A 21300-nucleotide genomic window follows, 5' to 3' on the forward strand; every position below is an offset into this window, starting at 1 on the left:
ACAAACGACAGCATATGGTTTGCGCAATTCATTATTTCGCGGCTAGCCAGGTTCGACATTACGCTGACATTCGATGTCGTTTTCCAATACTTACGCCATTTAATTAGGTTTACATACGATTCGATTCATGGCGACGTGTACGCACGTATGCAGACCGCCCTCACCTCAAGCGCCTCTTCACTTCGATCCGCACGGAGACCGATTCATGGCCGCATTGCACGGTTCCAGCCTCACCCCGCCCGCCCCGAACGGGCAACGCCGCAAATGGCTGCGTGCCGCCAGCGCGACCGCGCTGAGCGCGACCGCGCTGAGCGCGCCGGTTCTGACGCTCGGCCGCAAGGCATGGTCGGCGCCGGCGCTCAAGCCGTTCACTTTCGCGTGGGCGCCGAACGGCTTTTGCCTCACGCCCGTCGCCGTCGCGCAGGAGCAGGGGTTCTTCGAAAAGAACGGACTGAAGGTCAATCTCGTGAGCTACGCCGGCTCGAACGACCAGTTGCTGCAAACGCTTTCCACCGGCAAGGCCGACGCTGCGGTTGGCATGATCCACCGCTGGCTCAAACCGCTGGAGGCGGGATTCGACGTCAAGATTATCAGCAGCGTGCACGGCGGATGCGTGCGCCTGATCGGCTCGAGCGCAGCGGGCGTCACGTCGCTCGCCGCGCTCAAAGGCAAGACCGTGGGGGTGAGCGACCTCGCCTCTCCGGGCAAGAACTTCTTCGCCATCCTGCTGCTCAAGCACGGCATCGACCCCGACCGCGACGTGAGCTGGCGCCAGTATCCCGCGGACCTGCTCGATGTCGCTGTGCAAAAGGGCGAGATCCAGGCCATCGCCGACGGCGACCCGAATCTCTATCTGCTGGAGCGGCAACGTCCGGGCGCTTACACGCATCTCGCCAGCAATCTTTCCGACGAATACGCGCACAAGGTTTGCTGCGTGATCGCCGCACGGGGCTCGCTTCTGCGCAGCGATCGCCCGACCGCTGCAGCGCTTGCGCGTGCGCTGATCCAGGCCACCGACTTCTCGCGCGAGAACCCGCGGGAAGCGGCGAAATCGTTCGCGAAGTACACGCCGAAGTTTGCCGAGGATGACCTTGTAAAGCTCTATTCGTCGCTCACCTACGATCACCATCCGACCAACGTCGATCTCCAGCAGGAGATCGCTTACTTCGCCGAGGACTTCAAGCGCGCCGGCGTGCTCAAGCCCACCACCGACCCGCAGCGCTTCGCCGCGGCCGTCTACACCAACGTACTGGGGTGACGCGATGACGACGCTCGAACAGGCTGCGCTGGCCCGCGCCGGCGCCAGCGACGCACTGGAGACCAGTGACGGGGCAGGCCAACCTTTCGCGAATGTCGACCTGCGGGGCCGCCGTTCTTCGGGGCAGCCAACCGTGTGGTACACCGGCCTCGCGGTGGCAGCGGCATGGGCCGTGTTCGGCGGCGTCACGCGCCTGTGGCCGAACCGCATCACCGGTTTTTCCGACTGGGCCTATACCGCCGAACTGGGCGCGGCCGCCTGGGCGATCGCGGCATGGCTCGCGCTGCTCGCGCTCGTGCTGCCCGCTCTCGAACGCAGCAGCGAGCGGCTGCGGCCCGCGCTGCGCGGCTTGAGAAAGGCGGGACCGTGGCTGATCGCGTTGCCCGTTGCGTTCACGCTCTGGGAGATCCTCACGGCGAAGACCGCGATCCTGCCTACGCCGTTCTTCGCACCGCCGCAGGCGCTCGTCGAGGTCTATCGCGACGACTGGGCGCGCCTCGCCGATTGCGTGGTCCATTCGATCGGCCTGCTCGCCATAGGCTTTCTCTACGGCGGCGTGGCCGGATTCCTCATCGGCGTATCGATCGGCTGGTCGCGCGCCGTGGGCTACTGGGTGCACCCCGTCATGCGCGTGCTCGGCCCCGTGCCCGCCACGGCGCTGCTGCCGCTCGCGTTCTATATCTTCCCGTCGAGCCGTTCCGCCGCCATCTTCCTGATCGCGCTCGCCACCGCGTTCCCCGTGACCGTGCTCACGTGGTCGGGAGTTGCGAGCGTGAACAAGGCGTATTACGACGTGGCGCGCACGCTCGGGGCAAGCCAGCGGTTCCTCGTGCTGCGCGTCGCCATTCCGGCTGCGCTGCCGCAGGTCTTCGTCGGCCTCTTCATGGGCCTGAGCGCCTCGTTCACGGTGCTCGTGACAGCAGAGATGATGGGCGTGAAATCCGGCCTCGGCTGGTACCTCACATGGGCGCAGGGGTGGGCGTCGTACTCGAACATGTACGCCGCGCTGCTCGTGATGGCTGTCCTGTTCTCGAGCCTCATCACCCTGCTCTTCCTCGTGCGCGATCGCACGCTCGTCTGGCAGAAAGGAACCGTCAAATGGTAAATGCCGCCGTGTCCCACGCCACGTCCTCGATTGCGCCCGAGCCGGCCATCCGGGGCGCGCAGATCACTGTCGAGCAGGTGAGCCACCGCTTCGACACGCCCAAGGGCCCGCTCGCGGTGCTCGACGACGTGACGCTCTCGGTCGCGCCGGGCGAATTCGTCGCGCTGCTGGGCCCAAGCGGGTGTGGAAAGTCCACGCTGCTGCGTCTCGTCGCGGGGCTCGAACCGGCGACGCAGGGCAGGCTTCTGCAAGACGGCGCGCCGATCGAGCGGCCCGATCCCTCGCGCGTCGTGGTGTTCCAGGACCCGACGCTCTACCCATGGCGGCGCGTGCGCGCGAACGTCGCGCTCGGGCTGCAGGCGCGCGGCGTGATCAAGCAGGAGCGCAAGCGCGTGGATGTCGAACTCGAACGCGTTGGCCTCACCGAATTCGCGGATGCCTTTCCGCACCAGCTTTCGGGCGGCATGTCGCAGCGTGTGGCGCTGGCCCGCGCGCTCGTCAACGATCCACGCCTGCTCGTACTCGACGAGCCGCTCGGCAAGCTCGACTCGCTCACGCGTCTGGCAATGCAGAGCGAACTCGTGGATCTCTGGCAGCGCGACCGTTTCTCAGCGCTGCTCGTCACCCATGATGTGGAAGAGGCGCTCTTTCTCGCCCAGCGTGTGATCGTATTCAGCTCCCGGCCCGCGCGCGTCGCGGCCGAACTGCATGTCGACCTGCCCTATCCGCGCCATCGCGGCGACCCGGCGTTTGCCGCGCTGCGCCGCGAAGCCTTGCAGCATCTCGGCCTCGACGCAAGCTGGTAAAGAATACGAATGATGCGGCACGCTTCATCCTACGCGCGGCGATGAGCGCGCTGCTCTCCGGCAACACCTGGCTCAACCCGTTTCTCGGCGCGCTGCAGGCGGCGCAGGTCGCACTCGGCAGTGTGGCGCACGCGCTCGGCATCGCCCGCGACAGCCACGGCCAGCCCGCGTGGCCGTGGCCGAAACGGCTCGCCGTAGAGGTTCTGCTGATCGATGCGGGCGTCGCGCGCCAGCTCGCACTCGCGCTCGCCGCCACCGGCGGCGCACTACTGCTCGCGGTCGCTGGCCTGTTCTGGCGTGGGCGGCGCATCGCGCTGTTCGCCGCGGCCGCACTCGCCGCCTGGTTCGCGCCGTGGCCCGACACCCCGCTGTGGCTCGCCGACGCCGTGCCCACCAGCTTCCAGACCACACCCTTCTCGGTCGATGCGATCGCGCGTGGCGCTGCACACTATGCGCACGAGTGCGCGGCCTGCCACGGCGACACGGGCCGCGGTGACGGCCCGCGCGCCGCCACGCTCGTGCGCTGGCCGCCGACCGTCGTGGGTCCGCTGCTCGGTCATCGTCTGGACGGGGAATTGTTCTGGCGCGTGCTGCATGGCATGCACGCACGCGACGGCGCGCAATCGATGCCCGGATTCGAAGGACGCCTGTCCGATGCGCAAACGTGGGCCATTCTCGATTACCTGAAGGTGCTGGCCGCGGGCGGCGGCGCGCAGGACGGCGAAGGCTGGCCGGTGCCTGTCGCGCTGCCTGCGCTAGACGTGCGCTGCGGCGACGCGCCGGCCGTGCCGCTGGCCAGTTGGCGCGCAGGGCAGCGCGTGAGGGCCGTGGCCGTCGATGGGCGCGGGTCGCCTCTCGAAGATCCGCGCTGGCAAACGCTGCTGCTGTTCCGCGACGGCGCGTTGCCCGCGCCGTCCGAAGCCGCGCGTTGGGCAGCGAATGGCGACGCCTCGTGCGTGGCTGTCTCGCCCGGAGCGTGGACTGCGTTCGCGGGCATAGCGGGCGTGAATGCGCAAGCCTTCGCGGGCTCGCAACTGATCGCTGACCGCGACGGGTGGCTGCGCGCCGAGGCGAAACCGGGCGACCCCGCATGGGCCAACGCGGCGCTGCTCTGCACAGCCGCTGGCGCGGGCGCCGAACGCAGCGAACGCGGCGGGCGCGTGAGCGGCCGGTCCGATCCGCTCACTTCGCTACTCTTACGCATTGACGCGGAGCCGGTGCGTTACGTGAAGGGTGGCTACGTGCATTGATCGCTGCGCGGACAAACACCCCTTCGTCGCGCACCTTCCGCTGCATCGAACGAATCGAAAAGGTAACGAATATGATTCGGCATCCGTATTATCTGCCTTCGATATGCAATTCTCGATTTGATATTGGCCACGGTTCGCATCCCAAACCATAATGGGCAACAAGCGGATTGCACCGCCCGCGCGCTCCCGCAGTCGTGAAGCGCGAACTCTCAACCGTATCTGGATCGCTGCTGCTGCGGCCACTTCCGCCACACGGTGACGTGACCCGCGCTCGCGCCCCATGCAGGAGGTAACGTCTTGAGTACCGTACTGGAACAGCAAGCGCCGCAATCTTCACTCACCCCGCAAGCGGGGTCGCCACTGCTCACCGAATCACTGCTGGAGCGCATCGGTGCCCGCGCGGCGCAGTACGACCGCGAGAACGCGTTCTTCGCAGAGGATCTGACTGATCTCCACGCATCAGGCTTCTTGCGTGCAAGCGTACCGCGCCAGCTCGGCGGCCTTGGTTTCACGCTGCCGGCGCTATTGCGCGAACAGGTCAGGCTCGCCTCCCGGGCGCCCGCCACGGCGCTCGCTCTCAACATGCATCTCTACTGGGCAGGCGCCGCCTTGCATCTGTGGCGGCGCGGCGATCATTCGGCCGACTGGATTCTGCGCGAGATCGGCGCGGGCAAGGTGTTCGCCGCAGGCCATGGCGAGCCCGGCAACGATGCAGGCCTCGCGGACTCGACGGTACGCGCGACGCCGCTACCCGGCGGCGCCTGGCGCTTCGACGGCCACAAGATCTTTACGTCGCTCGCCCCCGCATGGGACTGGCTCGGCGTGCATGGACGCGACGACAGCGATCCGGCCAATCCGCGCATCGTGCACGCCTTCATTCGCCGGGACGCGGCAGGCCATCGCACCGAGCCCACGTGGGATGCGCTCGGATTGCGTGCGACGAGCAGTCACGACACGTGGCTCGAAGGCGTCGTTGCGCAACCCGAGCACGTCACCCGCGTGTTGCCCGCGGGGCCGCCCGACGATCCTTTCGTCGACGGCATTCTCGGCGCGGTACTGCCCGGGCTGGGCGCAGTGTATTACGGCATTGCAAAGCGCGCTTTCGACCTGGCGCTGGAAGCGGCGCGGTCGCGGCGTTCTCTCGCGCTGGGCGGCCAGACGTATGCGTTCAAGCCGCTCACGCAGGCCCACGTCGCGCAAGCCGCGATCGAACTGGAGAGCATCGAGGCGCTGCTCGAGCGCACCGCACAGCGCTGGTGGGACGGCTACGCACCTGGCGAACTGTGGCTCGCGCAACTCCTTGCGGCCAAGCAGCACGCCGTCGATGGCGCGCTGCGTGTGGTCAATCTCGCGTTGCAGGTGAGCGGCGCGGGTTCGCTCTCGCGCCGGCAAGAACTCGAAAGGCTTTTCCGCGACGTGCGCGCCGGCGCATTCCATCCGCCCAACGCCGATGCAACGCACGAGTTGATCGGCCAGCTATGGCTGGGCGTCCTCGGTCAGACCGCATAGCGCACGCATCTCAACGATTCTTCGAAGATTACCGGTTCGCACGCAAAACATAAGGAGTCCTTTTATGTCTACTGCCGCACCCACTATCGATATCGCGTCGCGTCGGGCGGATTTCGTTGCCGGTCACGACATCGCACACGAGCCCGTCTCCCGGCTTGGCCTGCCCGAAGAATCGGCGCTGCCGCCGCACGCTGCCGGGCTTTTTGAGCGATTTCGGCGCCAATACGGCTTCGTGCCAAACTGGCTGGCCGCGCTGGCCGTCAACCCCGACACGGCGTGGCGGCTCGTGGCGTTCTACGAACATCTGTTCGACCCGCATCGCAGCCGCCTGACGGCCGCCGAGCGAGAACTGATCGCGGTCGTCACTTCCGCAGCCAACTCGTGCAGCTATTGTGTGTTCAACCACACCCAGTCGCTCGCGACTGCGCTCGGCGACACCGTGCGCGCACAGCGCATCGCGCAGGGATGGCATCACGTGCGGCTGGATCCGAAGGAGGCGGCGCTCGCCGGGATTGCGGAGCAGCTCACGCGCGAACCCGGCCTTGTCGACGACAGCGCTTTGCAGCGGCTCCACGACCTCGGCTTCACGCGTGAGGCGGTCGTCGAGATCCTCGAAGTATCCGCTTTCTTCAATTACGCGAACCGTCTGACGATCGCGCTCAATGTCGTGCCTGACGATCAATTTTTCTCGGGACGAGACCGCGAGAGCTCATAAGATTCGCGCCGTCGACCGGACCGCATAGCCGCTGCCGCCCGCCGCAGGCGCTACCGCCGCTCACGCCGCGCGTGCAAGCTTCGCCGACTTGAAGCTTTGCGCAATGCTTTGCGCCAGCACCGCGATAGCGGATTCCATCTTGCCAATCGCGCGTGAGCGGACGATACGCACCGTGATTTCGGGCTTGAAGTCGCTCACCTGCACGATGTCCAGCGAATCGGCGTGCGCGCTCGCCACGACGAGCGGATACGGTACGACGCCGAGGCCCACGCCGTCCGCGACGAGCCCGAGCTGCAACTCGGTGCCGAGCGTTTCGAAATTCAGTTTGAGTGCGTGGCCTTGCGCGGCGAGCGCATGCTGCAGGCCGGCGCGAAAACCGCAACCGTCCGGATTGAGCACCCAGCCGTGCGACTGGCATTCGGCGAGCGTCCAGACGCGGCGCTTCAGCAGCCCCTTTTGCGCGACCACGGCGAGCTTGAGCGAGCTGAGCGATTCCGCCACGAGCGTCTCGGACAACGCGCGGTTCGCGGGCAACAGCACGACGGCCGCGTCGAGTTCACCGTCCTCCACTTTTTGCAGCAGCGGTGCGCCCCACCCCGTGGATACGCGCGCCTGCAACCCGGGATGCGCGTGACGCAGCGATTGCAGCGCGTCGAGCATCGCGATGTCCGCAACGGTTTGCGCCACGCCCACACGCAGCACGCCCGCAAGCGGCGCCCCGTCGTTCACGAGCTGCCGCAGCACGTCGATCTCTCGCACGATGGCGCGGCACTGGTCGTACACGGCGCGGCCCATCGGCGTCGTGCGCATGGGCTTGGTGTTGCGATCGAGCAGCGCCACGCCCAATGCTTCCTCGAAATTCTGGATGCGGCGAGTCACGGCCGGCTGCGTCAGTTCGAGCCGTTCGGCCGCGTGGCTCAGCGACTCGCTGCGCACCACGGCGACGAAGGCTTCGATCTCGTCGAGTGTCATGATGGTCCCGGTGTATTGATCGCGTAGCTTAGCGTCGTTGCAACGCTTCGTTCAAGCGGCGTCGCATTTGCGATCTGCATATTTCCTTAGAAGAACAATGCGTTTGCCTTATACGGGAGCGCTCCGTATCGTGCTCTCTTCGCTATCCGCATTACCCAGGGAATCTTTCATGCGCCGCGCTTATGTCCGCTTTCTTGTCGCTATTGCTGCAACGTTGCCGCTGGCCGCATCCGCCGCCACGCTCAAGGTCGGCGACCAGCAGCTTCAGACGCGCGGCATACTCGAAGCGTCGGGCCAGCTAAAGGACGTGCCCTACCAGATCGAATGGTTCAATTTCCCCGCTGCGCAGCCGCTTGGCGAAGCACTCAATGCGGGCGCGATCGACGTGGGCGGTCTGGGCGACGCCCCGCTCATCTTCGCGTACTCGGCAGGCGCGAAAATCCGCGCGGTCTCGGCCGCACGCTCGACGCCTGTCGATCTCGCGATCGTCGTGGCCAACGGTTCGCCCATCCGCAACGCCGCTGACCTCAAGGGCAAGCGGATCGCCACCACGCGCGGCTCTATCGGACACTATCTCGCCGTGGCCACGCTCGAGCATGCGAACCTCAAGCTCACCGACGTGACCTTGTCGTACATGCAGCCCGTCGACGCCCAGGCCGCGCTCGCCACCGGAAGCGTGGACGCCTGGTCCACATGGGACCCTTACGTGGCGCTCACCGAAGCGCGCCAGCATACGCGCAGCATCGCGAACGGCGTAGGTGTTTCGTCGGGCTTGAGCTTCGAGGCCGCCACCGATACGGCGATCCGCGACAAGCACGCCGAACTCGCCGACTTCCTGCGTCGCGTGGCGGCCGGCCAGCGCTGGGCGCTCTCGCATCCTGACGAAGTCGCGGCGATCCAGTCGCGCGTGACGGGCCTGCCCGCCGACGTGCTCAAGACCGTCTATCAGCGCGCGCAACTGCATCCCGTGCCGATTGACAACAGCGTGATCGCCGAGCAGCAGCGCACCGCCGATCTCTACCTGCGCGCGGACGTCATCAAAACACGCCTCGACGTTGCGCCGAGCTTCGACAAACAGTTCTCGTCGACCGCTCCCTGAACGGGCGTCCATCGCCCGGACTTCACCGCAATTACGGAACCGACATGGCTGACGTCACCTCCTCTTCAAACCGCTATGGACTGCCTTCGCGCACCGGCGGCTCGCGGCTTTCGACGGACCGCTTTTACTTCTGGCTCTCGTGGGCGATCCCCGCGCTGATCGTCGTAGTCTGGGAACTCGCGGCGCGCGTGGGCTGGATCGCGCCGCAAGTGCTACCGGCGCCGAGCAGCGTCGCCGCGACAGCGTGGGATCTTGCCCGCAACGGCGACCTGTTCGTGCACCTCGGCGTCTCGCTGCTGCGTGCCGCAACAGGACTTCTGATCGGCGGCACGATCGGCCTCGTGCTTGGCGTACTGGTGGGTTTTTCCCGACTCACGCAGGCGCTCATCGACCGGTCCATCCAGATGGTGCGTGCGATTCCCTTTCTCGCCATGCTGCCGCTCGTCATCGTATGGTTCGGCGTAGGCGAAGTCGCGAAGATTTTTCTGGTCGCGCTCGCCGTGCTGTTTCCCGTCTACATCAACACGATGCTCGGCATTCGACAGATCGATCCCAAGCTGATGGAACTGGCCAAGGTGATCGGGTTGAACTGGCCGGCCGTGGTGCGCCGGATCATCCTGCCTGGCGCCATGCCTTCGATCCTCACCGGCGTGCGTTACGCGCTGGCGCACGCGTGGCTCGCCCTCGTGATCGCCGAAACGCTCGCGACGACCAAGGGCATCGGCTTTCTCGCCATGGACGCCCGCGAATTCCTGCAAACCAACGTCATCCTGTTGACCATGATTATTTACGCGATCATCGGCGTTGCCGCGGACGCGCTGGTTCGCTCGCTCGAAGCGCGCTTCCTCTCCTGGCACGCTAACTACGCGAAGGGGGCGAAATAATGGGCTCCACCGTCGCGTTGTCCCTTCCTGCGAATGGCGCGCATCGCGCCGCAAACGAAGCCGCCGCGGCGCCGTCCGCTGTATCGGTGCGCGGCCTGCAACGCCGTTATGGCGAGCGCGTCGTCATCGACGCACTCGACCTCGATATCCGCAAAGGCGAATTCGTCGCGCTGCTCGGCGAAAGCGGCTGCGGCAAGACCACGCTGCTGCGAGCGCTCGCCGGGCTCGACAAACCGGATGCCGGGCAAATCCGCGCACCAGAGCGGCCCTCCGTGGTGTTTCAGGAGCATCGTCTGCTGCCCTGGGCCACTTTGTGGGAGAACGTCGCGCTCGGCAACGAGTCGAGCGTCGGGCACACCGGTGCCACCCGGGCACTGGCCGAAGTCGGTTTGTCAGGCCGCGAGGACGACTGGCCGCGCAATCTGTCCGGCGGTCAGGCGCAGCGCGTGGCGCTCGCGCGGGCGCTCGTGCGCGACCCCGCGCTGCTGTTGCTCGATGAACCGTTCGCCGCGCTCGATGCGCTCACGCGCATCAAGATGCACGGGCTCGTGAAGGAGCTGGTCGCGCGCCACGCGCCGGGCGTGCTGCTCGTGACCCACGACGTCGACGAGGCGCTCGCGCTCGCGGACCGCATTCTCGTCATGCGCGCCGGCCGCATCGCGGCTTCGTTTCACACCAAAGACCACACGCCGCAGGCATTGCGGCTCACGCTGCTCGAGGGACTGGGCGTTCGGTCGCACTGATCCGCTCCGCTCTCTACAGAAGGAACCACCACGAATGAACGATGTTTCACTGACTCGCCGCCAGCTTCTGCTCGCGGCGGGAGGTTTGCTTGCCGGCGCCGCAGCCGCGCCTCTTCTTTCCGCGCAGGCGGCCGAGCCGCCCCGCAAGCTCACGCGCAACACCGACACGGTCCGCATTGGCTGGGGTTACGGCGCCCTGCCCGACATCGCCAGGCAGCGCGGCGTGTTCGAGAAGACGCTCGCCGCGAAGAACATCAAGGTCGAATGGGTCGGTCCGTTCCCGAACCATGCGCCCTCGATCCAGGCTGTTGTTGGCGGTAGCGCGGACTTCGGCTTCTGGGGCTCCACCACGCCCGCGCTCGCCGCCATGCTGGCCGGCTCGCCCATCGTCTTCACCGGCTTCGACGTGTATTCGCCGCGGTCCACGGCCATCATCGTGAAGAAGTCGAGCGGCATCAACTCGGTTGCCGACCTCGCCGGGCGCAAGGTCGCGGTGAACCGCTCGGGGCTCGGCGAGTTCCTGCTCATCGCGGCGCTGGAGAAGCACCATGTCGACCGCGACAAGGTCGAGTTCGTCTATCTGAATCCGCCCGATGCGGCGCCTGCATTTGCGCAAGGCAGAGTCGAAGCATGGTCGATGTGGTCGCCCGCCGTGGATATCGCGCGCTATTCGAATGACGCGAAGGACATTTTCAACGAGGGGCGCGATCTCGACTTCCTCATCGACTACAGCTCGCTCGTGACACGTCGCAAGTTTTCCGAAGAAAATTCGGAGCTGGTGCGCGCCGTGCTCGACGCATATTACGTGGAAGGCGCCTGGCAGTCGGCCCATGCCGCCGATTCGGAACTGCTCGTACAGAAAGAAGCGAAGTATCCGGACCAGGTGCGCGACTATTTGACGAGCCTGAAGCGCGTAAACCAGTTTCACGAGCCGGACGACGCGGCCTTCATGGCGCAGTTCCAACGCGCCGCGGACTGGCTCGCGCAACGCAGGATCATCAACGCGCCCATCAAGGTCGCCGATTACAGCGTCAAGGTGTGACGCGCCATGAACGGGAATGCGCATGACTGAAACCTCCACCCTTCAGCCGGGCGGGATCGCGCTCGTCTCGCGGTTGTCCGCCGCGCTCGGGTTCTCCGAAGCGATAAGCAGGATCGCCGCGACGGCGGCGCAGCGCGAGCGCGACCAGCGCCTGCCGCACGAAGAGATCGCCACGCTGAAGGCGCTCGGCTTCGGCGCGTTGCGCCTGCCCGCCGACGACGGCGGCCGCGGTCTGTCATTGAGCGAACTCTTCGCCGTGGCGCGTGACGTCGCCGCGGCCGATTCGAACATCGCCCACGCCTTGCGCAATCACTTCTGGCAAGTGGAAGCCGCGCTCAAGCATCGTGCCCTGCCGTTCCATGCGCACGTGCTCGACCTCGTGCGCCAGCGCAAGACGATCGGGCTTAGTTTCGTCGAAAGCGACGCGACGGCGGCCGGCGCGCGGCCGAGCCGCGTATTGAGCCGCCTGGAATGGGACGAGCGCAAACAGGTGTATCTGGGTTCGGGCGACAAGGTCTACGCGACAGGTAATCTGTACAACGATGCATTCATCGGTGTCGCTGTGGAAAGCCGTTCGAACACAACTGTGCAATACGTGCTCGAACGCGGCGAAGGCGTGAACGACGAGGACGACTGGCTGGGTTTCGGGCAGCGCCTGACGGGCTCCGGCACCGCGCGATTCCGCGATGTCGCAGTAAAGGTCGAGCATGTCTATGCGCCCGACCCGCCGAAGGCGCCCGAAGCCGCGCCGTGGGGCTTCACCTTCCACCAGATCTACCTGACCAACTGCATTGCCGGCATCGTTCGGCGCGTGGTGCTCGATGCGGTCGAGGTGCTGCGAGGACGCAAGCGCAACTTCTACCACGGCGGGGCGGCGCATCCCGCCGACGAACCGGCGCTCCAGGCCCTGCTGGGCCGGATTCGCGCCTACGCGGCGAGCATCGAGGCGAGCGCCGACCGCGCCGTGCATGCGCTGCAACGCGCGTTGGATAGCGAAGGCACGAACGAGGAATACGCCGCCACGCTCGCCGCGACGCTTGCGGCTTCGGAGGCGAAAGTCGTGATCGACGATCTCGCGCCGCAAGTCGCGAGCTGGCTCATCGACCTCGGCTCCGGCTCCGTGGTGTCGAGCGTGGGCGCGCTGGACAGGCACTGGCGCAACATCAAGGTCATCGCCTCGCACAACCCACGGCTTTACAAGGAGCGCCTGCTCGGCCAGAACCTGTTGACCGGCCAGCTTCCGCCAACGGGCGCGTTCTTCTGATCGCGCCCGCCGCTACCCGCTTCACGCTTCGAGTTCGCGGCGCACGCGCGGGACGATCTCCTGCGCGAAGCGCCGCATATCGTCTTCGAACGGCTGGAACTGGAGCATGAATAGCTCGACGCCCGCCCGGTGAAAGGCCGCGATGCGCCGCGCGACCGTATCGTAGTCGCCGACGAGGCCGGCGGCGGTGCCGCCATTGGAACCCACGCGCGCCGAGCGGGCGAAGGTCTTGAACATTTCGGCGTTCGGGTCGATGTTGGCCTTCTGGCGCTCGCGAAGCGGCTTGTCGAGTTCGGCCAGTGCGAAGAGATGCTCGAGATGGGCCTCGGCTTCCGCCTGCGTTTCGCGTGCGATCACGAACGCGGAGAGGCCAAAACGCAACGCTTCGTGGCCGGCGGGCCGCGCGCGTGCCGACACGTCGGCGATCAGGGCCGCCACGTCGTCGAGCGGCTGCCCGTTGATGAACCAGGTATCGCCGTGCGCGGCAACAAGTGAGCGCGCCGGTTCAGACTCGCCACCCACGTAGATGCGCGGACGCGCACGGTACGGATCGGCCGGAAGCAGCCGGTAATCGTCGATGTGGAAATGGTCGCCGTGATGGGTCACACGCTCGCCGCACAGCAACGCGTCAACCACCGAGATCCATTCGCAGCCATAGTGATAGCGATCGTCGTGCTCGGGAAACGCAATGCCGGCGCGTTCGAATTCAGGCCGATTCCATGCGTTCACGAGGTTGATTGCAAAGCGGCCGCCGCTGATGTGCTCGATCTGCTGCGCCATTTTCGCGAGCACGACCGGATGGTAGAGAAACGGCTTGATCGCGGCGATGATCTCGATGCGCGAGGTGAGCGCCGCCAGCGCGGCTGATGCGGTCCACGCCTCGAGCTGGTCGAGCGCGGGATCGTGCGGATTGACCGTATGCTGCGCCACGAGCACCGAGTCGTAGCCAAGCCGCTCGGCTTCGAGCACGAGCGCCTTGTTGCGGGCCCACGAGGCATCGTAGGGTTCAGCGGGGTCTTGCAGCGCCGCGCGGCTTCCGTGCACGAGCGCCCAGATGCCAAAACGTGGGAAAGAACGGGACATCGCGTGAGAACGTCAAAGGACGGAAATGATCGGGCATCCATACTAACGCCACGTGCGTCACGGCCAATCCAATATCTGCTGATATCAAAGCCATGAAAACGCATTAAGGCGAATCACGCCGCTGATATTGCGCGTTCACCCGGCTAAAGCGCTCCCGCGCGAATCCTTAGCAGAATCGCTTCGTTGCGTTGTGCGCGAAGGTCATCCAGCATTTTCGATTCGTCAACTGAATCCGCTGGGTCCGCCATGTTCTCTCCCTCCCGCCGCCGCCTGCTCATTCATGGATCGATTCTCGGCGTCGCGGCGACCACGGGCCTCGCTTTTGCCGCACCGGCTTCCACGCTGCGTATCGGCTATCAGAAGTCGTCTACGCTGATCACCGTGCTCAAGGCGCAAGGCGAGCTCGAAGCCGCGCTCGCGCCGCTCGGCGTGAGCGTGAGCTGGAGCGAGTTCGCGAGCGGCCTGCCGCTCACCGAAGCGCTCAATGCGGAAGCCGTGGATTTCAGCGCCGATGTTGCCGACACCGTGCCGATCTTCGCGCAGGCCGCACATGCGCGCTTCGTCTACGTCGCCCAGGAAGCGCCCTCGCCCGGCGCGCAGGCCATCATCGTCAAGCGCGCGGGTGCGCTGCGCACGCTCGCCGACCTGCGCAACAGGGACATCGCCGTGACGAAAGCGGCCGGCAGCCACTATCTGCTGCTGGCTGCACTCGCGCAGGCGAACGTGCCCGCCGAAGCGGTGCGCATCCATTACCTCACGCCTGCAGACGGGCGCGCCGCTTTCGAGAACGGCAGCGTCGACGCGTGGGTGACGTGGGACCCGTATGTGGCCTCGGTCGACCAGCAGCCCGATGTGCGCGTGCTCGCGGACGGCAAGGGGCTCGCCACCTACCAGCGCTACTATCTCGCCTCCACGCGTTTCGCGCAGGCGCGCCCCGACGTGATCGCCGTGGTCTATGCGCAGTTGCGCGACGCCGGCCAATGGGTGCGCAGCGCGCCGCTGGACGCCGCGCGGCTGCTCGCGCCGGTCTGGGGACTCGATGCGCCCACCATCGCGCGCGCCAACGCGCGCCGAAGCTATCTCGTGCGCGAGGTCAGCGCCCCGGTTTTCGGCGAGCAGCAGAAAATCGCCGACACGTTCTTCAACGCGCATCTGCTGCCGGCCCCGGTGGAGACGGCGCACGCCGAGCGCTGGGACTTCGCGCAAAAGCGTGCGGTTGCGATCGGCGCGTGAGCCTGGCCGTTACCGCGATTGCGCCGGCTCGACGCGCTCTTCACTGTACACACTGTCCACATACAGCGACGGCTCGAAATCGGCGGCCACCACGGCGCTCATCCGCGCCTCATGCGCCTCGATATCGTCGAGAAACAGATCCTCGCTGATGCGCCGGATCACGGCGGGGATATCGCGCTTCATGCTCGGCACGTCGCCAACGGGCAGCCCGCGGCTCACGAACGCGGCCGGATTGAAGACGTGAACATTGCGCAGGAGCGGCGCGGCGCCAGGCGTCTTCTCCAGGTATTCGAGCGCCGCGCCGAGGTAAGGATGCGCGCCGAGCGCCTCGTCCTGCTCGTGCGGCGCCGGCGTGTAATGATCGCGCCAGAGCAGCACGTGATCGGCCAGGTCGGCAAGCTCGGGCCGCGCGTGCAGATCGACGGCGTAACCTGTTCCGGCAATCACGAAATCGAATGCGAACGTTGCGTCGTTCACCCGCGCCGCTACGCGCGTGCCCTCCACTGTCGCGCGTTGCCACACGGCGTCCAGATGCAGATGGAAGTTCGGGAAGCGCGTGGCGCGTGAGACTGCGTCGGCGGGCGGCGTCGATCCCGCGCGCCGAAAGCGCAGTGCCAGGCGCCAGCGCAGCGCGTCGGGCAGCGCGGGATAGTTGTCGTAAGCGCCAGGATACGCACGGGCGCGCGTCACAGGAAGGCTTGGCAACAGCGCGCGACGCACGAAGAGATGCACATCGGCAGCGCCCGCTTCGAGCGCCGTCGCCGCAGCGTCGAACGCCGAGGCCGCGCCACCTACTACCGCGACGGACTTGCCCCGCAATGCGGAGAAATCGATTGCATCGGACGTATGCGCGCGGTGCGTGCGCGGCAGCGCGGCCAGCGGCGCGGCGACGTTGGGCTTGCCATTGCCCGCCACGCCGTTTGCGAGTATCACCTTGCGCGCCGTTTCCACACGCCGCACGACATCGTCGCCGTGACGAACGTCCAGATGTAGCCTGAAGTGCGTGCCAATGGGTTCGACGCGCGTGAGCGTCGTGCCGTAACGAACCGCGATGCCGAGGAATTCCCGATACCACGCGAGATACTCGGCCCAATCCTCGCGGCCAATGCGTTCGAATTCGGCGTACGCGGCCTCGCCGTGACGCGCTTCGTACCACGCCTGGAAGCTCAGCGCGGGCAACCCTGCTTCCGGCCCCGTCAGCGTCTTGGGCGTGCGCAGCCGCTGCATGCGCGCGCGCGTGGTCCACACGCCGGCCTGCGGCGCGCCAGCCGCGCCGTCGATCACGCTGACCTTGCCGATCCCCGCGCGCCGCAAGCCGAACGCGAAGGCCGTGCCGCTCTGGCCGCCGCCCACGACGACCACGTTGTGATCGATGCCGTCACGGTTGACGACCCAATCTTCTGGGTCGGGGCCGATTAGGCGCAGTGTGGTGTGCGCATGACGGTCGTGCAGCGCGGGTTCGCTCATGGGAATGTCCTGCGAAGGGGCACGTGGGGCGCAAACGCGCGCCGGAAATTCGAGTATCGGTGAGCGGCCGCGCGCCGGCAAAGAACGATTCGGACTTTCCTTTTTCGGCGCGCTGCATCTCGCCGCATGTCATGTGCAAATGGAATGTTTATCAGCATTCAATATTTAAACCTCGCATGCCTGGGTGGTAGCCTCTTTTGATCGTTCGTCCATCCAGGGAGCCCCGCATGAGCATCGAATTCATCGGCATGATCCAGCAGCGCAAGGTGTCGGAGACGCATCTCGCCGAAGGTCCGGCCATCGACGTCGACTACGTTCGCGATTTTGCGCAGGCGCACGAACGCGCGGGCTTCGACCGCATTCTCGTGCCGCACAGCTCGGTCAGCCCCGACGCCACGCTGACGATCGCCTATGCGGCGAGCGTGACGTCACGCGTACATTTCATGCTGGCGCACCGCCCCGGCTTTGTCTCGCCGACGCTCGCCGCGCGCCAGCTCGCAACGCTCGATCACTTTTCCGGCGGCCGGCTCGCCGTGCACTTCATCTCGGGCGGCAGCGACGCCGACCAGCGGCGCGACGGCGACTACCTGAGCCACGACGAACGCTACGCGCGCACCGACGAGTACCTGCAGGTGCTTAAACGTGTATGGACCGAAAGCAAGCCGTTCGATCACGAAGGCCGCTTCTATCGCTTCGAACAGGCGTGGTCGGAGGTCAAGCCGCGTCAGCAGCCGCACGTGCCGATCTACTTCGGCGGCGCTTCCGAAGCCGCGCTCGCGGTGGCCGGCAAGCACGCGGATGTGTACGCGCTGTGGGGCGAATCGAAGCAAGGCGTGGCCGACCTGATTGCTCGCGTGCGTGCCGAAGCCGCGAAACACGGACGCCAGGTGCGCTTCTCCGTATCGTTCCGGCCGATCCTCGCCGACACCGAGAAGGCGGCGTGGGAGCGCGCCGAACATATCCTCAACGAGACACGCCGCCTGCGCGCCGAACAGGGCCTCGACAAGGGCGGCCCGCTTCAGAGCGAAGGCGCGCGCCGCCTGCTCGGCGCAGCGGGCGACGGCGTGCGCGCCGACGACCGCCTGTGGACCGCCGTCGCGAAGGAAATTGGCGGCCGCTCGAACTCGACGGCGCTCGTGGGTACGCCTGACCAGGTCGCGCAGACGCTCGCCGAATATCACGCGCTGGGTGTGACGACGTTCCTGATTCGCGGCTTCGACCCGCTCGAGGACGCCATCGATTACGGCCGCGTGCTGATTCCGGCCACGCGCGAGCTGGCCTCGCGCGTGCGCGCCGCCGCCTGAAACGGCTGGAGAGACCGCCATGAGCCACACCGACACCGCAGATATCAGCACCGCTGCGCCGCGCGTTGACCTCCGGCATGCGCCCATCCGCAAGTTCTGGTTCGACGACGAAGCCACGCCCGCGCGCACACTCGACGAAGAGCGCCGCCATCGGCAGGAACGGCTGGCCGGTGCGTTCCGCCTCTTCGCGCGCTACGGCTTCGACCAGGGGCTCGCGGGGCATATCACGGCGCGCGACCCCGAATGGCCCGATCACTTCTGGGTCAATCCGCTCGGGCTGCATTTCGGCCGCATCAAGGTGTCCGACCTGCTGCTCGTCAACCAGCAAGGCGAGATCGTCGTGGGCGCGGGTCCCGTGAACCAGGCGGCATTCGCTATTCACGCGGCTATTCACGAAGCGCGCCCCGATGTTGTGGCAGCGGCCCACACACACTCGCTATATGGCAAAGCCTGGTCGACGCTTGGCCGCACGCTCGATCCGCTCACCCAGGATGCTTGCGCGTTCTACGAAGACCATGCGCTTTTCGACGACTTTCGCGGCGTGGTGTTCGATACAGAAGAAGGCGCACGCATTGCCAACGCGCTGGGCCAACGCAAGGCCGTGATTCTCAAGAATCACGGCATTCTCACAGCCGGCCCGACCGTCGAAGCCGCGGCGTGGTGGTATATCGCGCTCGACAACGCCTGCCATACGCAATTGCTGGCGCAGGCCGCCGGCCATCCGCAACCTATTCCTCACGATGTCGCCGCGCTCACGCACACGCAGGTGGGGCGCCCCGGCGGCGCGGCCTATGCGTTCGAGAGCCTCTACGCAGGGCTTGTCGAGCGCGAACCGGAGTTGCTCGACTGATGGGCATTCACAAGCTTCGCCGCTTCGTCGGCACAGTTGCGGAACTCGTGGACCACGCGCCGCGCGAGTCCAGGTTGATCGATCACGGCTTCGATGCGCTGCGCGAACTCGTGCGCGACGACGACTGGTTGCCCGACGCCTACGCCACGCCTTCGCCTGAGCGTTATCAGCAATATCTGCTCTATGCCGATGCGCGCCAGCGCTTTTCGGTGGTCAGCTTTGTCTGGGGACCGGGCCAACAAACGCCCGTTCACGACCACACGGTGTGGGGCCTGATAGGCGTGCTGCGCGGCGCCGAATATGCGCAGCCCTACGCGCACGATGCGGCGGGTGCGTTGCATCCGCTGGGCCGCGAGGTGTTGCTTCAGCGCGGCGAGGTGGAGGCCGTCTCGCCGACGATCGGCGACATCCACCGCGTGCGCAATGCCTACGATCGCGTTTCGGTCAGCATTCACGTGTATGGGGCGAACATCGGCGCGGTGCGCCGGTTTACCTATCCGGCCGACGCCCCGCCCAAGCCCTTTATCTCCGGCTACTCGAACGACGTCCTCCCGAACTTCTGGGATCTCAGCAAGGAACCCAACGCCTCATGAAGTCATTTCCTGTGCGCACGTATCAGGACGTGCGCGACACCCTGCTCGCCCGCCGCGAGATCGCGCTGCTCGACGTGCGCGAGGAAGATCCGCATGCGCAAAGTCATCCGCTTTTCGCCGCCAACCTTCCGCTCTCGAAGCTCGAACTCGACGCCTGGACGAAGCTGCCGCGCCGCAGCGTGCCGATCGTGTTGCTCGACAACGGCGAAGGCTTCGCACAGCGCGCGGCCATGAAGCTCGACGCGCTTGGCTACACCGATATCGCACTGTTGGATGGCGGACTCGCGGGCTGGATACGCGCGGGCGGCGAAGTGTTCCGCGACGTGAACGTGCCAAGCAAGGCGTTCGGTGAATTCGTCGAAACGGAGCGCCATACGCCTTCGCTGACGGCCGAGGCAGTGAATGCGCTGCTCTCGGGCGGCGAAGATGTGGTCGTGCTCGACGCCCGCCGCTTCGACGAATACCGCACGATGAACATTCCCGGCAGCATCAGCGTGCCGGGCGCGGAACTCGCGCTGCGCGCCCGCGCGCTGGCGCCCAATCCCGCTACGCGCGTCATCGTGAACTGCGCGGGGCGCACGCGCAGTATCATCGGCACGCAATCGCTCGTGAATGCGGGGCTGCCGAACCCCGTGGCGGCACTGCGCAACGGCACGATCGGCTGGACGCTGGCCGGGCAGACGCTCGAGCACGGCAGCACACGCCAGTTCGAACCGCAGGCGGGACGCGACGCGGCCACGCTCGCGCAATCGCGCGCGGCGGCCGCCGCGCTCGCCAGCCGCGCGGGCGTGCAGCGCACGACGCTCGCGCAAGCCGAACAGTGGGCCGCCGACACGTCGCGTACGACGTATCGCTTCGACGTGCGCACGCCTGCCGAGTATGAACACGCGCATGCGCCAGGGTTTCAGGGTGCGCCGGGCGGGCAGCTCGTCCAGGAAACCGAAATGTTCGCGCCGGTGCGTGGCGCACGCGTGGTCCTGTTCGACGACGACGGCGTGCGCGCCAACATGACCGCTTCCTGGCTCGCACAGATGAACGTCGACGTGTATGTAATCGACGCAGCCCGCACCGAGGATCTCACCGAAGCGGGCGCATGGCGCGCGCCGAAGCCCACTGCCGCCAGCGTCCCGACGATCACGCCCGAAGCGCTCGCCACGCGTCTTGCCGCGAGCGATCATGGCACCGTCGTGCTCGATTTCACGTCGAGCGCCAATCACGTGAAGGCACATATTCCCGGTGCGTGGTGGGCGCTGCGATCGCATCTCGCACCAGGCTTCGATGATTTGCGCGCGCTGCCCGATGCGCGCCGTTACGTCGCCGTGTGCATGACCAACGCCCTCGCACCGTTCGCCGCGTCCGAGATAGCCTCGCTCACGGGCAAGCCGGTCGAATTGCTGGAAGGCGGCACGGCGGCATGGATACACGCCGGGCTGCCGGTGCAAAGCGGCGAGGCGCATCTGGCCTCGCCGCGTATCGACCGCTACCGGCGCCCTTACGAAGGCACCGATAACGCCCGCGAAGCGATGAACGCGTACCTCGAATGGGAGTACGGGCTCGTGGCGCAGCTAGGGCGCGACGGCACACATGGATTCTTCGTGGTCTGAAGACGGCGCGACAGGGGCGTGCCGCGCCTTTCAATCCATATTCGAGCCCAGCGAAAGGCATACGCGATGGCGTGATCAATCTCAAAAAAGTAATCGAGCGCTCGAAAGAAAGCGACGATTCAAGCGCCGCAGAGCTGTTCTCGATAGTCAGCTAGGGACGGAGATCGCGCCTATCAGTAAGGGATTGGACGCGCTTCATCTGATCTGTACTCCTTTGTTACTTTATGGACAATGATCATGTCCCCGCCAAGTTCAAATGTCGTGGTGCCAGCTAAATAGATGGAATGGTCGCCTCCCGCCTTAATGGGCCGTCCAGCGCCGCAGTCTCGCGTCCTGAACATGCGACATTGCTGGTTCGGCAGTCCAGCCGCCAAGGAGAATCAGATGGAACCCACGACCATTGCCATCGACCTGGCCAAGCGCGTTTTCCAGATTCATTACGTCGAGACCGAGACCGGCGCAATCCGCAGCAAGGTACTCAAACGCGCCCAGCTCGTGCCGTTCTTCGCCAACCGGCCT

General features: G+C 66.2%; 19 protein-coding genes. 16 read left to right on the top strand and 3 right to left on the bottom strand.

Annotated features, from left to right (window positions below):
- Positions 1-205: 205 nt before the first annotated feature.
- From M3I56_RS18840 to M3I56_RS18865, 6 genes are all read left to right on the top strand, one after another.
- Positions 206-1258 (top strand): ABC transporter substrate-binding protein, encoded by a 1053-nt coding sequence (locus tag M3I56_RS18840; protein WP_254355269.1) that lies wholly within the window; start codon positions 206-208, stop codon positions 1256-1258.
- A gap of 4 nt (positions 1259-1262) precedes the next feature.
- Complete coding sequence (locus M3I56_RS18845) at positions 1263-2363, top strand: ABC transporter permease (RefSeq protein WP_254355270.1); 1101 nt, start codon at positions 1263-1265, stop codon at positions 2361-2363.
- On the top strand, positions 2357-3169 hold the full coding sequence (locus tag M3I56_RS18850) for an ABC transporter ATP-binding protein (protein ID WP_133188083.1): 813 nt from the start codon (positions 2357-2359) through the stop codon (positions 3167-3169). Before M3I56_RS18845 ends, M3I56_RS18850 begins: the two co-directional genes overlap by 7 nt.
- A 41-nt stretch (positions 3170-3210) precedes the next feature.
- Complete coding sequence (locus M3I56_RS18855; protein WP_254355271.1) at positions 3211-4419, top strand: cytochrome c; 1209 nt, start codon at positions 3211-3213, stop codon at positions 4417-4419.
- 297 nt (positions 4420-4716) lie between these two features.
- Positions 4717-5928 carry an acyl-CoA dehydrogenase family protein gene (locus tag M3I56_RS18860; protein WP_254355272.1) on the top strand — a complete coding sequence of 404 codons (1212 nt, stop codon included), beginning with the start codon at positions 4717-4719 and terminating at the stop codon, positions 5926-5928.
- 64 nt (positions 5929-5992) lie between these two features.
- A complete protein-coding gene (locus M3I56_RS18865; RefSeq protein ID WP_254355273.1) occupies positions 5993-6643 on the top strand; it encodes a peroxidase-related enzyme in 651 nt (216 codons plus the stop codon).
- Positions 6644-6703: 60 nt separating this feature from the next.
- Here M3I56_RS18865 and M3I56_RS18870 read toward each other — a convergent pair whose 3' ends face one another.
- Positions 6704-7615, bottom strand: coding sequence for a LysR family transcriptional regulator (locus tag M3I56_RS18870; protein ID WP_254355274.1), 912 nt, complete (start codon positions 7613-7615; stop codon positions 6704-6706).
- A gap of 169 nt (positions 7616-7784) precedes the next feature.
- On the opposite strand from M3I56_RS18870, the gene M3I56_RS18875 reads away from it, so the two are divergent.
- The 5 genes from M3I56_RS18875 to M3I56_RS18895 are packed head-to-tail and all read left to right on the top strand — an operon-like array spanning position 7785 to position 12647.
- On the top strand, positions 7785-8714 hold the full coding sequence (locus tag M3I56_RS18875) for an ABC transporter substrate-binding protein (RefSeq protein WP_133188093.1): 930 nt from the start codon (positions 7785-7787) through the stop codon (positions 8712-8714).
- A 44-nt stretch (positions 8715-8758) separates the two neighbouring features.
- Positions 8759-9598, top strand: a complete 840-nt coding sequence (locus M3I56_RS18880; RefSeq protein WP_254355275.1) for an ABC transporter permease subunit — start codon at positions 8759-8761, stop codon at positions 9596-9598.
- Positions 9598-10341 carry an ABC transporter ATP-binding protein gene (locus M3I56_RS18885; protein ID WP_254355276.1) on the top strand — a complete coding sequence of 248 codons (744 nt, stop codon included), beginning with the start codon at positions 9598-9600 and terminating at the stop codon, positions 10339-10341. Before M3I56_RS18880 ends, M3I56_RS18885 begins: the two co-directional genes overlap by 1 nt.
- Positions 10342-10375: 34 nt before the next feature.
- Entirely contained in the window at positions 10376-11383 is a 1008-nt protein-coding gene (locus tag M3I56_RS18890) for an NrtA/SsuA/CpmA family ABC transporter substrate-binding protein (protein ID WP_133188099.1), read from the top strand.
- 22 nt (positions 11384-11405) lie between these two features.
- Positions 11406-12647 (top strand): acyl-CoA dehydrogenase family protein, encoded by a 1242-nt coding sequence (locus M3I56_RS18895; protein WP_254355277.1) that lies wholly within the window; start codon positions 11406-11408, stop codon positions 12645-12647.
- A gap of 21 nt (positions 12648-12668) precedes the next feature.
- On the opposite strand, the gene M3I56_RS18900 is transcribed toward M3I56_RS18895, so the two are convergent.
- On the bottom strand, positions 12669-13730 hold the full coding sequence (locus tag M3I56_RS18900; protein ID WP_254355278.1) for an LLM class flavin-dependent oxidoreductase: 1062 nt from the start codon (positions 13728-13730) through the stop codon (positions 12669-12671).
- Positions 13731-13976: 246 nt separating this feature from the next.
- On the opposite strand from M3I56_RS18900, the gene M3I56_RS18905 reads away from it, so the two are divergent.
- Positions 13977-14963: an aliphatic sulfonate ABC transporter substrate-binding protein gene (locus M3I56_RS18905; RefSeq protein ID WP_254355279.1), complete on the top strand. Its 987-nt coding sequence runs from the start codon at positions 13977-13979 to the stop codon at positions 14961-14963.
- Positions 14964-14972: 9 nt separating this feature from the next.
- Here the strand turns inward: M3I56_RS18905 and M3I56_RS18910 are convergent, their stop codons facing one another.
- Positions 14973-16430: an NAD(P)-binding domain-containing protein gene (locus M3I56_RS18910; RefSeq protein WP_254355280.1), complete on the bottom strand. Its 1458-nt coding sequence runs from the start codon at positions 16428-16430 to the stop codon at positions 14973-14975.
- A gap of 227 nt (positions 16431-16657) precedes the next feature.
- On the opposite strand from M3I56_RS18910, the gene M3I56_RS18915 reads away from it, so the two are divergent.
- The 4 genes from M3I56_RS18915 to M3I56_RS18930 are packed head-to-tail and all read left to right on the top strand — an operon-like array spanning position 16658 to position 20781.
- Positions 16658-17734 carry an LLM class flavin-dependent oxidoreductase gene (locus tag M3I56_RS18915; RefSeq protein WP_133188109.1) on the top strand — a complete coding sequence of 359 codons (1077 nt, stop codon included), beginning with the start codon at positions 16658-16660 and terminating at the stop codon, positions 17732-17734.
- Between the two features lie 19 nt (positions 17735-17753).
- A complete protein-coding gene (locus M3I56_RS18920) occupies positions 17754-18584 on the top strand; it encodes a class II aldolase/adducin family protein (protein ID WP_205965706.1) in 831 nt (276 codons plus the stop codon).
- Positions 18584-19177, top strand: a complete 594-nt coding sequence (locus M3I56_RS18925) for a cysteine dioxygenase (RefSeq protein ID WP_254355281.1) — start codon at positions 18584-18586, stop codon at positions 19175-19177. The genes M3I56_RS18920 and M3I56_RS18925 overlap by 1 nt, the downstream gene beginning before the upstream one ends.
- Positions 19174-20781, top strand: coding sequence for a rhodanese-related sulfurtransferase (locus M3I56_RS18930; RefSeq protein ID WP_254355282.1), 1608 nt, complete (start codon positions 19174-19176; stop codon positions 20779-20781). The genes M3I56_RS18925 and M3I56_RS18930 overlap by 4 nt, the downstream gene beginning before the upstream one ends.
- The last annotated feature ends 519 nt before the right edge of the window (positions 20782-21300 follow it).

Origin of the sequence: Paraburkholderia sp. CNPSo 3281 (assembly GCF_024206515.1) — a bacterium.
In the GTDB taxonomy this organism is placed as follows: Bacteria; Pseudomonadota; Gammaproteobacteria; order Burkholderiales; family Burkholderiaceae; genus Paraburkholderia; species Paraburkholderia nodosa.